We start from the raw sequence: 17,101 nt of genomic DNA on the forward strand, positions 1-17,101 counted from the left end.
CTCCTCTTTATCTTCTGGACTTCTGCAGCTGCTCGATTTTCTCCTCCATACGTGCAAGCTGCGCTTTCGTGTCGCTGGACTGCTTCTTCATCCGGCGCATCATGACAATCAACCCCGCCGTTCCGCCGATAACGAAAAGAAGGACGAACACGGAGGCCAGTTGAAACAACGCATTCATTATCTCCATCATACCCCTCCCCGATTCGAGATGTACAGAAAAAAGTGACTGTTTTAAGCCAGCAGGCTGGACGTGTAAAACAGATAAAGCAGCAGCGCAGCAGCTGCTCCCAGAAGGAGTCCTGCCAGCGGCTGAAACACGACGGCTCCGGTAATAAATCCGAATAAAAACACGGCAGGCGTCGTAATCAGACCGACCGCCCGGCGGAATGGACGGACTGGAAGCGAGGATGCATCCCGGCAGATCAGCTGGAAAAACGGGTGGTTTTTTGCCTCTCCAAGCACTTGATACGTCGTATGGACGACGATGAGTGAACAGACAGGCAGAAGCACCCATTTGACCCATCCCGGCGCAGCAGCGAGCGCAATGGAAAACACAACGGTCAGCTGCAGATACAGGAAAACATGGGCCCTGCTCCGCAGCCACCGCTTCAACAACCATTCAAACAGACGCAGTTCCTGATTCATGTCCCGGAAAAGGGAGCCGGACTGCGTAAACAGCAGCAGCGGCTTTCTGCGCGGCTCTTTTTTCTGCTTCGTGTGGAAGCCGGAAAGCTGCAGCAGAAAGGAGGAATATTTCATCCGCTGTTCCGCCTCCCTCTGGCAGTCCTGCGGGAAGGCCCATGCCTCCTTCCGCCGGCTTTTAAGAAGCCACCATAACACCGGTAGAAACGTGAGAAAAAGGAGTGCCGCGCCGTAACTGCCGAAGAAAACAGCAGCTAGAATTGGCACGGTTAATCCGGCACGGCAGAATATGGCCACAGCCGTCCGCCGCCAGCGTTCGAAGCGGATGTCGATTTTCTGCTGGACGAGCTGGCCTGTCATCCGCAGAACAAGAACCGCCGGAAGAAATAGCAGCACTGCATACAGCGGCTCTCCCGCATATACGGTAAGTGCCGGTACGATTACTGCCGCCGCTGAAAGAACGGCTGTCACGGACAAAAACAGACTGTAGCGGATGCCTGTTTTCTGAAGCGCCTCCCACGGTTCATCAAAACGCCGGTGAAACAGAAGATCTGCGTCCATCACCAGCCAGCGGAACGTACCGGAATGAATGACGGCTATCCATAAAAACACCGCCCGCTCCGGCGGAAGCACCGAAAACCAGTGAGACATCTGCCCCTCCACAAACTGCCAGTAATGCCAGCCGCCGATGACCGCAGCCGGCACGACGAGGTAGAGTGCCACCGTCCAGTCAATCACCAGCCGCCACACAGACAGGTGATACGCCCATTCCTGCACGATACGCCTTTTACCCGTTTTCACCGGCCGTGCTCCATCAGCTGCTCAAAACAGTCCAGCAGGCTCCCGTCCAGCCCGCTTTTCTTTTGAATGTCCACAAGCGGCCCCTCTGCAATCAGGCGCCCTTCATTCAGAAGCAGGAAGCGGCCGCAGATTTTCTCCGCTGTATCCAGCACGTGCGTGGACATGAGAATGCCCGCCCCTTCCTGCCGTCTCGTTTCCAATTCACGGAGAAGGTCCTTCATCGCCTTCGGATCCAGTCCGATAAACGGTTCATCAATAATGTACAGATCCGGCCTCATCAGCAGCGCAAGAAGGATCATAAGCTTCTGCTGCATCCCCTTGGAAAACGACGCCGGGTAGTGATGCCGTTTTTCCGAAAGGCGGAACAGGGAAAGCAGCCGGTCCGTCTCCACGTCGACCGCTGTTCCTTCCAAACCGGTGACCGCTTTTAAAAATTCAATGTGCTCATGGAGAGTGAGATCGTCGAAGAACAGCGGATGTTCCGGAATGAACGCTAATTTCTCCGGAGCCGGCAGGACGACTTCCCCTTCTATGTACGCCAGCTGACCGAGAAGCACGTTCATGATCGTGCTCTTGCCGGCGCCATTCGGACCGAGGAGCCCGACCCACTCACCCGGCTCCACGGAAAAAGTAACGTCGTGGATAATCGTTTCGCTTTTCGTATAGCCCCCGCTCACCTTCTCCAGTTTCAGCACCTCTGCCACTTCCTTTTTATCCCAGTATACATTCAGTGTAGCAGAATATACCGGTCGAAACCAGCGCGTCTGCGGCTTTTTGAGGCTTCGGGTTTAGTTAATAGGTTCAGCTGCAATGCCGCTGCAGTTATGATCAGCCGACTGGATTCAGAACGGACCGCCATGGCAGAGGTTGAGACCGCAACGCCATCTTTTCAGACCGCCACATGAGCCGGAAAGACCGCCATACCGCAAGTGGATCGCCACACTACGCCATCAGACCGCCATAACAGCGTCGAAGATCGCCACACGTTACCTCCACACCGCCACACGCCGCACGAAGACCGCAACGATACCGAACGGATTAGAAAACTCCCGCTGCACTGCGGCGAAACAAAAAAACGGGTGCTTCCACTTCAGGACAGCACCCGTTCCTTCTATTATAGCTCCTGGTCCTCGACACACGAACAGCCGGCGTCTGTACTTACACCTTATCAGCTCTGCTGATTTTCATAATGCGCCTGTACCTGGTCCCGGAGTGCCCGCTTCAAAAACTTCCCGACAGATGTTTTCGGAATTTCATCCATGAAAATAACATCATCCGGAAGCCACCACTTGGCAAAGCGTGGTGCGAGAAAATCAAGCAGCTCCTGCTGATCCGCCTGTTTTCCTTCATGAAGCACGACGCAGGCAACCGGGCGCTCCTGCCACTCCGGATCCGGCACGGCAACAACGGACGCCTCAAACACTGCTTCGTGCGCCATAAGGGCATTTTCCAGATCCACTGACGAAATCCATTCGCCGCCGCTTTTAATCAGATCCTTCGTCCGGTCCACGATCTTGATGACGCCCTCTTCATCGACCGTACAGACGTCTCCCGTGTGGAGCCAGCCATCCCGGAACGTATCCTCCGTCCGCTCATCCCGGTCGTATTCATCTGCAATCCACGGCCCGCGGAGAAGCAGTTCACCCATCTCTTCATCATCCCAGGCGACTTCACCGCTGCCGCCGACGACTTTCATTTCCAGCCCCGGCACGAGCAGTCCCTGCTTCGACCGGATATCCAGTTTTTCTTCCTTGGAAAGTTTTTCCTGATAGCTCTTCAGCCGCGACACGGTCGCAAGCGGACTTGTCTCCGTCATGCCGTATGCATGGAGAAACGGTACGCCGTACTTCTCCTCAAACGTCTCAATCATTCCGCGCGGCGCAGCCGAACCGCCGCAGATCACCGCCCGCAGCCGTGACAGATCATAGTCTCCCTGCTCCAATTCCCGGAGCAGCGCCAGCCAGATCGTCGGCACCCCTGCAGTCACCGTCACTTTCTCCTCCGACAGAAGCGACGCCAGAAGGTCCGGCGTAAACCGAGGCCCCGGCATCACCTGCGTGGAGCCCATCCATACCGACGCATACGGAATACCCCACGCATTCACATGGAACATCGGCACGACCGCCATCACCGTATCCGACTCCGACACCGCCGCCGAATCCGCAAGCGACAGACTCATGCTGTGCAGCACCGTCGACCGGTGCGTATACACCACGCCCTTCGGATTTCCTGTCGTCGCCGACGTAAAGCACATTCCCGCCGGCATCTCCTCCGTCAGGTCCTCCGGGAAAACGAACGCCGGATCCCCGGACGCAATCCACTCCTCATACGAGTACACATGCTTCATTTTCGTCTCCGGCACGTCCTTATCGGTCATCACGACGACCGCTTCCACCGTCGTCAGCTGATCGTACACTGCTTCGACGAGCGGGAGAACATCATCGTCCACGAACAGAATCCGGTCTTCGGCGTGATTAATAATATAAACTACATGTTCCGGCGACAGACGGATATTAATGGTATGTACGACCGCCCCGATCCCCGGCACCCCAAAGTACAGCTCCAGATGGCGGTGGTGGTTCCAGGCAAGCGTCCCGATTTTATCCCCGTGACCGATCCCCGCCTGCTGCAGCCGGTCCGCAAGCTGTCTCGTCCGCCTGCCGATCTCTTTGTACGTGAGCCGCTGCACCCCGCCGCCGGTTCGCGAAACAACCTCTTTCTTTGGAAAAAAACGCTCCGCCCGCTCGAGCATCGACGGAATTAATAGATCCCCTTTCATCATAGCCAATCAGCCTCCTTTTCATTCAATGTAGCATATATTGAAACCGCTTACAATGAATGGTTGTTCATTTTTTGTTTCTTTCATCGTCAAAAACAGAAGCAGGACAGCTGTCTGAAAGAAAAAAGCCGAGGAATGCAGGGCATCCTCAGCTTTTCATCTATTCCGGTTTCGTATGGGCAAACCCTTCAAACGGAAGCGTCAGCGGACCGGTCATGTAGTTGTGATCCCGTTCAGCCGACAGGTACTCAACGTTGAGCGTCTTTTTGTCCGGATGAAGCGCCTCCCCGCCTACGATATCTCCGATGGCGATGATGAAATCGCCGCTGTCGATAATCTGATGGACGCGGCATTCAAAGTAGGCGACGGCATCCTTCAAAATCGGGCAGCCGGTTTCCCGGTACATAAATTTTTCTGCGCCGAGCGCATCGACCGACTGACTGCCGGAAAAGAACTGATCGTGCAGTTCCTCCTGGTCCGCAGCAGCCATACTGAGCGCCCAGACGCCGGATTTCTGGACAATCTCTGTGCCTTCGAATTCTTTTGGAAAACACGTAATCATCCGCGGCGGGTTATGTGACGCCTGCGTCGTCCAGCATCCGAAATGAAAATGGGCTTTTTCTTCGTCTGCAGTCGAGACCATAAACACGCCTCGGGAGCGGAGATCATAGATCGTACTGTACGGATCTTTTCCCTGTTTCGAATCCATTCTGCATCCTCCTTATCGTTCCGTGGTACTCCTCTACTACTTCCCGGCCGGCGTCATTTGAAACCGTCAGTCCATCGTGCGCGTCGTTTCCGTCAGTTCGTACAGGCTGCTCGGGTGGATATAGAAGTTCTGCAGATCCGAACGGAGGCCGGCCAGATGCTCCGTGTGGTAGAGTGGCACGAGCGGCGCTTCGTCCACAATGATCTGCTGCGCTTCTTCATACAGTTCGAGACGAGCTGCTTCGTCCATTTCACGCCGGCCTGCCTCCAGCAGCTGATCCACTTCATCATTGGCAAAGAACGTCCGGTTGCCGGTCATGCCGAAGCTGTCGGAATGAAATACCGGGTACAGTCCATAATCCGCATCTCCGGTGACCGTCCCCCAGGAGCCGAGAAACATTTCATGCTCTCCTTCCGATACGCGTTCACGGTGCACGCCCGCTTCCATCGATTCAATGTCAACGTCGATTCCGACGGCGGACAGCTGGCCCTGGAGAAGCTCTGCTGTATCGAGGCGAGTTCTAGAGTCATCGCTCCAGAGCTCAACGGAAAAACCATCTTCATAGCCCGCTTCCTGCAGCAGTTCCTGTGCTCCCTCCGGATCATACGGAATCGGATCCAGCTCTTCTGCGGAGCCGAATACCGGCGGCGCAAGCGGCCCTTCTGCCGGGATCGCTGCGCCGGCAGCTGCTCCCTCGACAATTTCTTCTTTGTTGACCGCCATCGCAACGGCACGGCGGACGTCGGGATCATCGAACGGCGCTTTCTCCGTATTAAATCCGAAGTAGGCAAGCGACGCACTGTCATAGCGGGCCACGTCGGTTTCCTCATTCTCTTCCACCCGTTCGATATCATCCGGATTTAAATGACCGATAATCTGGGAACTTTCTGTCTCCAGCTCCCCGACGCGTGTCAGATCCTCCGGCACGATCGTAAACGTCAGCGTCTCTGCCCCGGGGCCGTCGGCAAAGTAATCCGGGTTCGCTTCCAGCTCGATCCGCTCGCCCGGTTCCTGGGAGACGAACTGATACGGGCCGGTGCCTACTGGGTTTTCATTAATCACAGAGCCTGGCTGTTCGCCGTTTTCCATCGCCGCCAGATCCTCCTGCAGCACATCCGGACTGACCATCTGACCGGCCGGGTGGGCAAAATGCTGCCGGAGCGGTGCAAAAGGATATTCCGTCGTCAGCCGGACCGTGTAGTTATCAACGACTTCCACATCTGTAATCATGTCGAACATAAACGCCATCGTCGACGCCACGTCCGGGTTCAGCATCCGGTCCACGTTCATTTTGACGACGTCCGCTGTCAGCTCATTCCCGTCGTGAAACTGAATCCCTTCTTTCAGCTGAATTTCCCACACTTCAGGCTCCACCTGTTCAAAGGATTCTGCGAGACTCATCGAGAGATCTAAATTCTCATCTGTTTTCACTAATGTATCGAAAATCGTCCGCTTGACGTTCAATGACGGATGATCATTGCCAAAGTGCGGATCGAGCGAATTAACATCCGCCTGCATCGCCACGTTCAGCGCATCCGGGTCGGCGGCTTCCTCTGCATTGTTATTCTCTTCGTTATTCTGCGGTGCTTCGGTTTCCCCGCTGTTATCCGGCTCTGCGGCACATGCTGCGAGCAGCGGCAGAAGGCTTAGTACCGTGATTCGTTTCTTCATCATTATTCCCCCTCGTCTGATCTGCAGACTAAAGAATAGCGCGGATTACTGATTAATTCAAGCGGTTTGATCGGGATTAATAAATGAATCCGCTTACGACCTATTTCCGGGGGAAAATGACGCCATTCAGCAAAAAAACTGCCGCTGTAAATCACAGCGGACAGTCCTTCTGCATACCGTTTTTTTTACAATAGAGAGGAGCCTCCGTCAATAAAGAGCTCTGTCCCGGTAATATGTTTTGAGGCGTCCGAGGCGAGGAAGGATACGAGATCGGCGACTTCCTCCGGATCTCCCCCGTCTCCTTTCAGCGGCTGATCGCCTTCCGGGTGCTCCACCGGAATTTCGATTTTCTCCAGCTCCTCTTCTTTCGGGTACGTTTTACTGCCGATGTCGGTCTTGATAAAGCCCGGGCAGATGACATTGACGCGGATGCGGTAATTGCTCAGCTCGAGCGCTGCCATCTTTCCGAATGCGAGCTGACCTGCCTTTGTACTGCTGTAGGCGGACATACCGAAGTTGGAAAACACGCGTGTGCCGTTAACCGAACTCGTCAGAATAATACTGCCGCCGTTTTCTTTCATGTGAGGAATGGCGTATTTCACGGTGTGAAATGTACCGTTCAAGTTAATGCTCGTCGTTTTCCCCCACTCGTCCGGTTCCATATCTTCGATCGGGGAGACGGTGCCGTTAATCCCGGCATTTGCAAACACAATATCCACCGGACCGAACCGGTCGACGGCTTTCTGAAACGCGTCTTCCACCGCCCGGGCATCGGATGTATCACAGGCAAACGGTTCGGCTTCTCCACCCTCTTCTTTAATCGCCTGGGCCGTTTTTTCGGCTTCGGCTGCTTCTATATCCAACAGCGTCACGCGGGTCCCCTGGGCAGCCAGCTGCTTGGCAGCTGTCTCCCCCATTCCGGAGCCTCCTCCGGTGATGACAGCGTGGCGTCCTTTTAATGAATCGTACGTATTCATCGCAGTCCCTCCTACTTGAATTTTCCAACTTCTTTACCCTGTCAAAGAGAGAGTGAAACGCATAGGAGAAGGTTAATGAACCGCAAAAAAGGTTATAGTACGCTGAGGTGATTCATGTGACAGCAGCAGAATTTATTTATGATGCGAAAGCAAAACTTGCTGAAGGCCCGTTCTGGGATGAGAAATCCAATCAGCTTCTCTGGGTCGATATTGACGGCGGCCGTGTACATTTTTACGATCCGGAAACCGGTAAAAACCGCTCCTACGCCATGGGACAGCGCGTCGGATGCGCTGTTCTCGGCACATCCGGACTGCTTTACACCGGCATGGACCACGGTCTGTACCGAAACAGCCTGGAAACCGGGGAGCAGACCCAGCTGACCGATCCCGAAACGGACAAGCCCGGCAACCGGTTCAATGATGGCAAATGCGATCCTCAGGGGCGCTTCTGGGCGGGAACGATGGTACTCGAAGGAAACGACGGCGGTGCCTCCCTGTACCGGATGGAGCACGATCAGTCGCTCACCGTACAGAAAACCGGCGTCACTGTTTCCAACGGTATGGCGTGGGATGAAGCTAATCTGTGGATGTATTACATCGACACCCCGTCGGAGACGATTTACCGCTATGACTTCGATCCCGAATCCGGGGCGATTACCAATGAAACGACAGCCTTTCAGACGACAGAACTTGAAGGCCATCCGGACGGGATGACGATCGATAATGAAGGAAAGCTCTGGGTCGCATTTTTCGGCGGCGGCTGTGTGCGCCGCTTTGATCCGGAAAACGGCACGGTTCTTGAAACGATCGAGGTCGAGGCTTCTAATGTCACATCGTGCTGCTTCGGCGGCCGTGACTGGTCGACGCTGTACATTACGACCGGAAAAGAAGAGGACGAACCGAAGTCCGGCGGCCTGTTTGCCATAGACCTTCCCGTAAGCGGCGCGAAATCCCACCGCTACCTCGACTCACCACAGACGTAGCCTTCCCGCCCGTTCCTGCCTGTGGTACACTTTCCATAGAGATTAATTCCGGAGGTGCACCATCCATGAAACGGTTTTTTCAAGGGCTCTGGCAGCTCGTCATCGGCACGATCGTCGTCGCTGCTCCAATGTACGGCATCGCGCTGCTTCTTTCCTACTTTTTATAACAACTTTTTCAGCATTTCCCGGCAGGTTTTCTGCCGGGATTTTTTGTGTGCGGACAGTTCTCGACACAATATGACATTTGTCATTTCGTTTTCCTGACAGCTATGTCTTATGAGCTGGTGCCAGATCCAGTATACTGAAGATAGTTAAAGAGAACGGAGGGCGACACAATGAGTAAAGAACAGCAGCGCGAACTGAAAAAAAGCGTACAGCCATTTACCACCTCGGACACAAAGAAAAGTATCTGGCAGATTATAAATACGATTCCACCGTTTTTCCTTCTTTGGTTTCTTGCCTATCAGAGCCTGGAAGTTTCTGTATGGCTTGCCGTTCCATTTATTGTTCTTGCCGCAGGCTTCGTCGTGCGGATGTTCATTATTTTCCATGACTGCACTCACGGATCTTTCTTTAAAAACCAGAAAGCGAACCGCATCATGGGAACAATCACCGGCATATTCACACACTTCGCATTTGAAAAGTGGAAGCGGAGCCACGCCATTCACCACGCTACGAGCGGCAACCTCGACAAGCGCGGCATCGGCGACATCTGGATTATGACCGTCGAAGAGTGGAAGCAGGCTTCTAAAATGGAACGCCTGCAGTACAGACTGTACCGTCACCCGCTCGTCATGTTCGGGCTCGGTCCGTGGATGCTCTTTTTATACGACAACCGCCTGAACCGCAAAGGCGCAAAAGGCCGCGAACGGTGGAACACCCACTTGATCAATGCAAGTCTCGTCGTTCTTTACACGACAGGTATTTTAACGCTCGGATGGGCATTTCTCGCTATTCAGCTTTCGACTCTGTTCGTCTCCGGTGTACTCGGCATCTGGCTCTTCTACGTGCAGCACCAGTTTGAAGATGCCTACTTCGAGCACGAAGAGAACTGGGATTTCGTCAAAGCAGCGGTGGACGGCAGCTCCTATTACAAGCTTCCGAAAGTACTGCAGTGGCTTTCCGGCAACATCGGCTACCATCACGTGCACCACCTGAGCCCGAAGGTACCGAACTACAACCTGGAAGAAACTCATGAGAAAACGACGCCGCTTCAAAAGGTAACCACCGTAACGCTCTGGTCGAGCTTCGAATCGATCCGGTTCCGCCTGTTCGATGAGGACGCCAAACAGTTCGTTACGTTCAAGGAAGCAGAGAAAAAACAGACGCCCGTCCGTCCGGATAACCGTAAGCGGATGACCGGCTGATGGAACGAAACAGCACCTATCAAGGAGGCACTCCCGCCGGTCGGGATGCCTCCTTTTTTCACACGTTCTGTGCTACACTGAAACGAGCGAACGGAGGATGGTCGGCCATGCATAACTGGTTTCATTTATTTCCAAAAAGCACGGGGCTCAGCCTGTACGCCTGGTTGATTTTCTGCCTGCTGCCTTTCTATTTTATTATCCGCTTTTCCACGGTAGCGGAAGTCGGTCTCGGCATTGTGATGATCGTCCTTTTCTTCACGGTGTATACATTGACGTTTATACGGCACGGCTGGCCGCTCTATGTGTCTGTCAGCCTGCAGATGGTGATCAGCGCAGGGATGACGCTGTACTTCGGCTACGTTTACTTCTTCCTGTTTCTTGCTTTCTTTATCGGTAACGTCCGGAGCAGACCGGGGTTTATTTCTTTGTATGTTGTCCATCTCGTCCTGTCCCTCGGCGTCGTGACCGCCGGTTTTTTCCTGCAGCAGGAAATGTACATGATGCAGCTTCCCTTTATTTTCATCAGTGTCATCGGCATGATTCTTCTGCCTCCGGTGATCGCTTCACGAAACCGGCAGGAACAGCTCCGCTCCCAGCTTGAACTGGCAAACGCGCGCATTTCTGAACTGGTTGTCGTCGAGGAGCGGCAGCGTATCGCCCGTGACCTGCATGATACGCTCGGTCAGAAATTGTCGCTGATCGGTCTGAAAAGTGAACTCGCCGGCCAGCTGATCGATAAAAAACCGGAGAAAGCGAAAAAAGAAGTCGATGATATTCATCAGACAGCGAGATTGGCACTGAAAGAAGTCCGGGACATGGTGTCCGACATGCGGGGCATCCGCCTGAGAGATGAGATGGTTCATGTACGGGAACTGCTTCAGGCAGCCCAGATCGAATGTCGTTTTCACGGGGAGGAAGAGATCCGGGATGTACCGCTCCTTGTCGAAAACACGCTCAGCATGTGTCTGAAGGAAGCGGTGACGAACGTGGTGAAGCACAGCTATGCGGAAGTGTGCGAAATTACGGTAACGCAGGAAGACCAGGGCGTGCGGGTCCGGGTGTCGGATGACGGCGCAGGGCTAGCGGATGTGCCATTTGCCCGGAAAAAAAGCGGATTGAAGGGAATGAAAGAACGTCTCGAGTTTGTGAACGGAACATTGACGGTGGATGGAAATGCAGGCACGACATTAACGATGTTCGTGCCGACAAATGTCCGTCCTTCCGATACGGAGGAGGCTGGAACGTGATACGGATTGTACTTGCAGAAGATCAGCAGATGCTTTTGGGGGCGCTCGGATCGCTTCTTGACCTCCGGGAGGATATGGAGGTCGTCGGCATGGCACCGGACGGGGAAAAAGCCGTGGAGATGGTCGAGCGGCTGAATCCCGATATCTGCATTATGGATATTGAAATGCCCGGTCTGACGGGACTGGAGGCTGCAGAGAAATTAAAAGATCATTCGTGCCGCATTATTATTTTGACGACGTTTGCGCGCGGAGGCTACTTTGAACATGCGCGCCGCGCCGGCGTGGACGGCTACCTGTTAAAAGACAGTCCGAGTGAAGAGCTGGCGGACGCGGTGTATACGGTCATGGAAGGCCGGCGTGTGTACGCTCCGGAGCTGATCGATCAGCTCTACGACAATCCGAACCCTCTGACAGCACGGGAAATGGAGATCATGCAGCTGATCGCAGACGGACATACGACGAAACAGATTGCCGGCGAGCTGTTCCTGACGAACGGCACTGTCCGGAACTATGTCTCGACGCTTCTCGATAAACTCGAAGTCAAAAACCGGATCGAAGCCATTTCCCTCTGCCGGGAGCGCGGGTGGATTCGATAATGAAAACCACCCCCAGTCTCTCGTTTTGAGAACTGCAGGGGTGGTTTTGGCGATTTTTCGTTTGAAGGGAATTAGTGCTTATAATGACTTTTCAGTACACTCACCGTTTCAGATGGACGCTTTCCCGAGGGCTTGTCTTCAGCTAACTTCTGCGGAAATACTTCCGCAGAAGTGGATCTTCAGACTGCGCTGATCCTCCGGGAGTCGCCATCTTTCACTTTGAGGAGTATACAAGTAGTTTTACATTCATGTCATTATAAGACTACACTAAAAAGCTATGGCTTTATTTAGGAACCTCGTCAGCTTTCATCTCCTCATATTCACGCATCTGAAGCAGAATATTTAGAAACCGTGGTTCGCTCAATTCCTCTTTAGCTTCTCTTACGAGACTGTACTCCCTTTTTACAGCCCCCTTACCTACAGTTTGAAAATTGTCCTCACTTCCTTTTACATCAGGGAGCACTTCATTTAATTCGTCTTTAATCTCATCAAATGTAGATCCCTTCTTAAAAGTACCATGAAATATCTCTTCTTCTTCACCATTATAAACATAGTTGATATACCAGATAATCGAATGATCATACTCTTCTTTATGAACTTTTGCATCAGCAGGTATATATGTGTGCATATCCAGTTCATCAAAGTAATGCAACTTAACTTCCGGCGAGAAGTCTGCGTTATACCCATTAAAATTTATCACTGCTTCTTCTAATCTATCAAAGTTCGTAGTGTAGTTAGTATCATTGATTAATGGTACCGCAGCATAATCTTCATGTTTAGCCAGTGAGGAGAGAGTAATCCAGGAGTTCTGCCAGTTTTCAGATCTATCCAGCTCAAAAGATGAACTGAGGATAAACGGCGTGTGATAAATGGACCCAGTATAAACTTCTAAAAACTTATTATTATCGGGATCTTTGAAAGTATATACCTCTAATCCTTGAATATCACTTTTCTTTAGTCTATCTTTATGTTGTTTCGCTATTTCTGAATTGTTATCGAATAAATTGGCTTCGTGTGTAATAATTTGATCTAAAACCTGTTCACCATTCACTAAAAGCTCTTCATTTCCATTTACTCTTTCTAACACTTCGGATAAATACTCATCAAATACCTCTTGATCTGCTTCTTTACTAAATAATTGAATTTCCATCCAATTATCATTGTTCTCATATCTATTTATGACCGTAAATTCATTTTGCATTGATCCAGCGTCATCCCAGCTTAAAGGTATTAAATAATTCTGCCATTCTTGAAAGCTACTGCCAACATTACCGAAGGATTTATTATGAGGGTTATACGCCCTGTCTAATTCTATATCTTCCGTCTCACTATACTCCATCTCCGGATCCTGCTCGTTTTCCTCTACGTCATTTTCATCCTCTTCAATCTCTTCCACGTCTTCGGGTTCGTCATTTTCCCCCGGCTGCGGCAGGTTGAAATCTCCGGGCACGATGATCAGCGCTCCGAGAATAGCGCAGGCTGCGGCTGCTCCTCCGATAAACAGTTTCGGCGGCTTCCGCTTGGGAGGGGGTTCGGCGGATTGGAGCCCGTCATAAAACGCAGCAAGACTTCTGTCGGCTGCTGCTCTGGATGGCCGGCGCGACTTGGCTTCTTCGACATCACGATGGGTCATTCCGCAAACACCTCCATTCCCATGCATTCCTTCAGCTTTTTCCGCGCCCGCCACTGGAGCGCCTTCACGGATAACTGCGACTTCTCCAGCACCTGCGACGTTTCCTTAATGCTCATATCCTCCAGGAACCTCAAATGCAGCACCTGCCTGTACTCCAGTGGGAGCTCCTTCATGCACTGCTCCAGCTCATTCATATGTATATGGCGCATCATCTGCTTTTCCGCGTTATCCTTGGAAAACGACGATTGCTCCAGGTCCTTTTCTTCCATTGTTTTCACCATGTCGTGCTTCGCACGGCGGCGGTAATAGTCTTTCACGGCGTTTTTTGCTATGGAAAAGAGCCATGTTTTCACCGACGCCTCTCCCCGGAAGGAATGTATTTTTGATGCTGCGCGGAAAAAGACATCCTGCAGCAGTTCTTCTGCATCGTGGTAGCTGCTCGTCTGGGTAAGCAGGTAGCGGAACACCGCATCCACGTATCGGCCGTGAAGCTCTGCTACGGCACGATCATCACCTGACTGGATCCGCCCGACCAGTTCGTCGTCCTGCATCGTATCCCTCCTTTTCTGCCTGTCTGTCCGTAGGAAGCATAATTTTTCCAAAAGATGCTCCCTTTTTTTAAAAAGGAGTTTTTTTCTTTCTGTCGAATGGGGTATAAGAGAAAGAAACCCATTTCAGTTAAAGGAGCGATTCCATGACGTTACCGATCTCCATTCAGTTATACAGCCTGCGGGAGGAAACCGCGGCCGATTTTAAAGGCACACTCGAGAAGGTGGCATCGCTCGGCTACGACGGTGTGGAATTTGCGGGGTACGGCGGCATGAAAGCGGAAGAACTGCGGGAGCTGCTTCATGAACTCGGCCTCCGGGTCTCCGGCGCCCACGTTCCGCTTGCCGAATTGGAATCCGACCTGGAAAATGTCCTTGATTACCACAAAGTGCTCGGCAACCGGCACATCATCTGCCCATTTCTGGAGGAGAACGACCGCAGCTCCAGAGCAGCATATGAAGATGTCGCCGCAAGACTAAAGCCGATCGCAGAGGCTTGCAGCCGTGCCGGTTTCATCTTCAGCTACCATAATCACGACTTTGAACTGCAGCCGCAGGGAGGAACCGTTCCACTTCCACTGCTCCTTCATCATCCACAGATTCATGCGGAACTGGACGTCTACTGGCTGACGCGCGCCGGAGAAAATCCAGTCGAATGGATGGAACGGTTCCACGACAAAACGCCGCTCGTTCACCTGAAAGATATGACGAACGATGGCACCGAGGACTTTGCGGAGCTCGGCAGCGGCGGCATTGATGTGCAGGCTGTCATTCAAAAAGCCGAAGAGATCGGGACGGAGTGGCTCGTCGTTGAACAGGACGTTTCCCGCATCGGCGCCTTGAACAGTGCGGAAAAAAGCATGAACTATTTAAAAGAAACCTACCTCAGCTAGGAGGGATCGACCATGCGTTTATTTTCGTTTTTCCATTCCTCAAAGAAAGAACACGCCTCCGCGAAGCGCTCAGAAGCGTTTGAGGAAGCACTCCGCAGGTTTGATGAAGAGCGCAAAAAAAATCCGATGGAAGCGGAAGCTGCACTTGCAGACGCCGGCAAAGCTATTTCGTCTGTACCTGAAAAACACGACTGGCATATGGCTGCCGGGGAGTTTTATGCATCAAGAAGAGATGCATCGTCCCATGAGAAACTAAAAAACGTCAGCCGCTCCCACATTGAAGCGGCACCGGAAATTATTGAGGCATTCAAAAAAGAGTATCACAAAGAGTCCCTGCTTGATTTTATCCCGCCGGATATTCCTGCCTTCCACCGGCTTGCTGAAATTTATGAAGAAGAAGGCAACATCGACGGCGCCATTGACGTCGCCGCGGAGGCGGAAAAGCTCGGGATCCGAGACGGAACTCCCGGCGGCTTTGCCGCACGGAAAGAGCGGCTCATGGAAAAACGGCGCAGCCGGTAACTGCAAGACTGAAAAAACGCGTGTCCATGGCGGACGCGCGTTTTTTAACGTTCTATGCTGCGTTCCAGCAGTAAACCTACACCGCTCACTGCAGCAAACAGGCCGGCGAATAAAAGAAAATCCTCCCGGTAGCTGAGCATGTTTCTCGTCACCGCATAGACGATAATGGCACCGATACTGCCGAGAAAGTTAATCCATAACAACGTCCGTATCCAGTTCATGATTCCGCTCCTTTCCTCTTCCGCCAGTATAGCACGGGGTGCTTTCAGGAAATAGAGGTTTACAGAATACAGTACCTGTGTAAACAGTGGAAGGAGCCAATATAAAACTATATGAAAAAAGTTTTTCAATTTTACCATATATTAGGATATATCCGCTTGTTTTCTCCGCGTAACTACGATACGTTGAGCGTAACCGCAGAGGAGGGATTCATGATGAAGGAATTATTCCGCCAGTCATTCGGCTACATACTTGTCATTGCAGGCGCTGCCTGTTGGGGACTTACAGGCCTGTTCGTCGATCAACTCTATCAGGCGGGCTTCACCCCGTGGCAGGTCGTCGCTGCACGGATGTCCTCCTCTGCCTTCGTCCTGTTTCTCGTCTTGATTTTGTTTGAACGGGAGCACCTCCGCATCGACCGCCGGGATCTGCCGTACCTCATCCTTTTAGGATTGTGCGGCATGTCCTTATTCAACGGCTTCTACTTTGCAGTGATGGACCGCGCCTCTCTCGCCATCGCTGTCGTGTTCGTCTACACTTCGCCGATATTTGCCTCTCTTATTGCAAAATTCGCATTCGGTGAACAGCTGTCGCTCCAGAAAAACATGGCCATCGTTCTCACCATTATCGGCTGTGCGATGGCGATCGGCTTCATTCCGCTCGGTGGATCCGAGCCGATTGATCTATTAACCGTCTTTCTTGGACTGATGGCCGGACTGTTCTGTGCCTCCTACAGCCTGATCGGTAAATACGTAAGCGGACGCTACCATCCGCTCACGATTACGTTTTACGGGTTCACTGCAGGCAGCGTCATTTCCGTACCGACAAGCGCCATCTGGCAGCAGACAAGCACCGTCCTGCAGATCGATGTGCTTCTGCCGATGCTTGCGCTTACATTTATCGCCACGATCGCTGCCTACCTGCTGTTTACTCTCGGTCTTGCCTACGTGGAATCGAGCCGGGCTGCCATTTTGTCTTCCACTGAGCTCGTTGTCTCCGTGCTTCTCAGCGTATTTGTGCTGAATGAAATAGTAACATTCTGGCAGGCAGTCGGTTTCGTTCTCGTCATCACTTCCATTATGCTGACGGTCGTTTCCTTCCGCCGCCGCGTCGAGCGCAAATACCCGGGAAAGGAATACAGCTACACGAACGAAGGATAGAAAAAGTAGAGGAATCGAAAGCGGCCGGTATCCTGCGCGTCATCCGTCTCTTTAGGTGCCGGCACTTCCTCTCCGTACACCTCAAAAACGTGCTCCCCTGCTTTCTCCTCGGCAGATCGAACTCTCTCTATCAGCTCTTTAGATGACATATACGTTTCACTTCATTTCAGAGCCGCTGCTAATTTCCCGATTAAAACGTTACGAAATGCCTGAAGCTGCTGCTCTCTTATTCTGCGGTAAAAACCTTCATCCTGCGAAAAGGTCCCTTCTTAAAAAGCATGACCAGCTTTACAAATCGTAATGATTACGATATACTGCAAATTGTTAATCGTAATGATTACGACAAAAAGAAGA

18 protein-coding genes are annotated in these 17,101 nt (G+C 52.3%); 7 read left to right on the forward strand and 11 right to left on the reverse strand.

Going from position 1 to position 17,101, the window contains the following annotated elements; translation table 11 throughout:
• Positions 1–7: 7 nt before the first annotated feature.
• From C6I21_RS05755 to C6I21_RS05785, 7 genes are all read right to left on the reverse strand, one after another.
• The gene (locus C6I21_RS05755) at positions 8–190 is read right to left on the reverse strand and encodes a hypothetical protein (RefSeq protein WP_142393218.1); all 183 of its coding nucleotides are present in this window, start codon (positions 188–190) and stop codon (positions 8–10) included.
• Between the two features lie 41 nt (positions 191–231).
• Positions 232–1,443, reverse strand: coding sequence for an ABC transporter permease (locus tag C6I21_RS05760; protein ID WP_105958502.1), 1,212 nt, complete (start codon positions 1,441–1,443; stop codon positions 232–234).
• Positions 1,440–2,138, reverse strand: coding sequence for an ABC transporter ATP-binding protein (locus C6I21_RS05765; protein WP_210200632.1), 699 nt, complete (start codon positions 2,136–2,138; stop codon positions 1,440–1,442). The genes C6I21_RS05760 and C6I21_RS05765 overlap by 4 nt, the downstream gene beginning before the upstream one ends.
• 473 nt (positions 2,139–2,611) lie before the next feature.
• Entirely contained in the window at positions 2,612–4,225 is a 1,614-nt protein-coding gene (locus C6I21_RS05770) for a long-chain fatty acid--CoA ligase (protein WP_105958504.1), read from the reverse strand.
• Positions 4,226–4,382: 157 nt separating this feature from the next.
• The gene (locus C6I21_RS05775; protein WP_105958505.1) at positions 4,383–4,931 is read right to left on the reverse strand and encodes a flavin reductase family protein; all 549 of its coding nucleotides are present in this window, start codon (positions 4,929–4,931) and stop codon (positions 4,383–4,385) included.
• A gap of 66 nt (positions 4,932–4,997) precedes the next feature.
• Complete coding sequence (locus tag C6I21_RS05780; protein ID WP_245411547.1) at positions 4,998–6,605, reverse strand: glutathione ABC transporter substrate-binding protein; 1,608 nt, start codon at positions 6,603–6,605, stop codon at positions 4,998–5,000.
• Between the two features lie 182 nt (positions 6,606–6,787).
• Entirely contained in the window at positions 6,788–7,579 is a 792-nt protein-coding gene (locus C6I21_RS05785; protein ID WP_105958507.1) for an SDR family oxidoreductase, read from the reverse strand.
• Positions 7,580–7,686: 107 nt separating this feature from the next.
• On the opposite strand from C6I21_RS05785, the gene C6I21_RS05790 reads away from it, so the two are divergent.
• The 4 genes from C6I21_RS05790 (at position 7,687) to C6I21_RS05805 (ending at position 11,772) form a co-directional block, all read left to right on the forward strand.
• Complete coding sequence (locus C6I21_RS05790; protein WP_105958508.1) at positions 7,687–8,562, forward strand: SMP-30/gluconolactonase/LRE family protein; 876 nt, start codon at positions 7,687–7,689, stop codon at positions 8,560–8,562.
• A 335-nt stretch (positions 8,563–8,897) separates the two neighbouring features.
• Positions 8,898–9,929: a Delta(5) desaturase DesA gene (gene desA, locus C6I21_RS05795; protein ID WP_105958509.1), complete on the forward strand. Its 1,032-nt coding sequence runs from the start codon at positions 8,898–8,900 to the stop codon at positions 9,927–9,929.
• A gap of 107 nt (positions 9,930–10,036) precedes the next feature.
• The gene (locus tag C6I21_RS05800) at positions 10,037–11,176 is read left to right on the forward strand and encodes a sensor histidine kinase (RefSeq protein ID WP_105958510.1); all 1,140 of its coding nucleotides are present in this window, start codon (positions 10,037–10,039) and stop codon (positions 11,174–11,176) included.
• On the forward strand, positions 11,173–11,772 hold the full coding sequence (locus C6I21_RS05805; protein ID WP_105958511.1) for a response regulator transcription factor: 600 nt from the start codon (positions 11,173–11,175) through the stop codon (positions 11,770–11,772). The genes C6I21_RS05800 and C6I21_RS05805 overlap by 4 nt, the downstream gene beginning before the upstream one ends.
• 283 nt (positions 11,773–12,055) lie before the next feature.
• Here the strand turns inward: C6I21_RS05805 and C6I21_RS05810 are convergent, their stop codons facing one another.
• Both C6I21_RS05810 and C6I21_RS05815 read right to left on the reverse strand, forming a co-directional pair.
• Positions 12,056–13,405 carry a hypothetical protein gene (locus C6I21_RS05810; protein ID WP_105958512.1) on the reverse strand — a complete coding sequence of 450 codons (1,350 nt, stop codon included), beginning with the start codon at positions 13,403–13,405 and terminating at the stop codon, positions 12,056–12,058.
• A complete protein-coding gene (locus C6I21_RS05815; RefSeq protein WP_105958513.1) occupies positions 13,402–13,956 on the reverse strand; it encodes an RNA polymerase sigma factor in 555 nt (184 codons plus the stop codon). The genes C6I21_RS05810 and C6I21_RS05815 overlap by 4 nt, the downstream gene beginning before the upstream one ends.
• A gap of 143 nt (positions 13,957–14,099) precedes the next feature.
• On the opposite strand from C6I21_RS05815, the gene C6I21_RS05820 reads away from it, so the two are divergent.
• Entirely contained in the window at positions 14,100–14,846 is a 747-nt protein-coding gene (locus C6I21_RS05820; protein WP_105958514.1) for a sugar phosphate isomerase/epimerase family protein, read from the forward strand.
• A 12-nt stretch (positions 14,847–14,858) separates the two neighbouring features.
• Complete coding sequence (locus C6I21_RS05825; RefSeq protein WP_105958515.1) at positions 14,859–15,368, forward strand: tetratricopeptide repeat protein; 510 nt, start codon at positions 14,859–14,861, stop codon at positions 15,366–15,368.
• 44 nt (positions 15,369–15,412) lie between these two features.
• Here C6I21_RS05825 and C6I21_RS16410 read toward each other — a convergent pair whose 3' ends face one another.
• Entirely contained in the window at positions 15,413–15,589 is a 177-nt protein-coding gene (locus C6I21_RS16410) for a hypothetical protein (protein ID WP_181186121.1), read from the reverse strand.
• Between the two features lie 210 nt (positions 15,590–15,799).
• Between C6I21_RS16410 and C6I21_RS05835 the strand changes: the two genes are divergently transcribed.
• Positions 15,800–16,747: a DMT family transporter gene (locus tag C6I21_RS05835; protein ID WP_245411548.1), complete on the forward strand. Its 948-nt coding sequence runs from the start codon at positions 15,800–15,802 to the stop codon at positions 16,745–16,747.
• On the opposite strand, the gene C6I21_RS16415 is transcribed toward C6I21_RS05835, so the two are convergent.
• On the reverse strand, positions 16,729–16,896 hold the full coding sequence (locus C6I21_RS16415) for a hypothetical protein (protein ID WP_181186122.1): 168 nt from the start codon (positions 16,894–16,896) through the stop codon (positions 16,729–16,731). The genes C6I21_RS05835 and C6I21_RS16415 overlap by 19 nt on opposite strands.
• Positions 16,897–17,101 lie beyond the last annotated feature (205 nt).

The sequence above is a fragment of the Alkalicoccus urumqiensis genome, assembly GCF_002993335.1.
In the GTDB taxonomy this organism is placed as follows: Bacteria; Bacillota; Bacilli; order Bacillales; family Salisediminibacteriaceae; genus Alkalicoccus; species Alkalicoccus urumqiensis.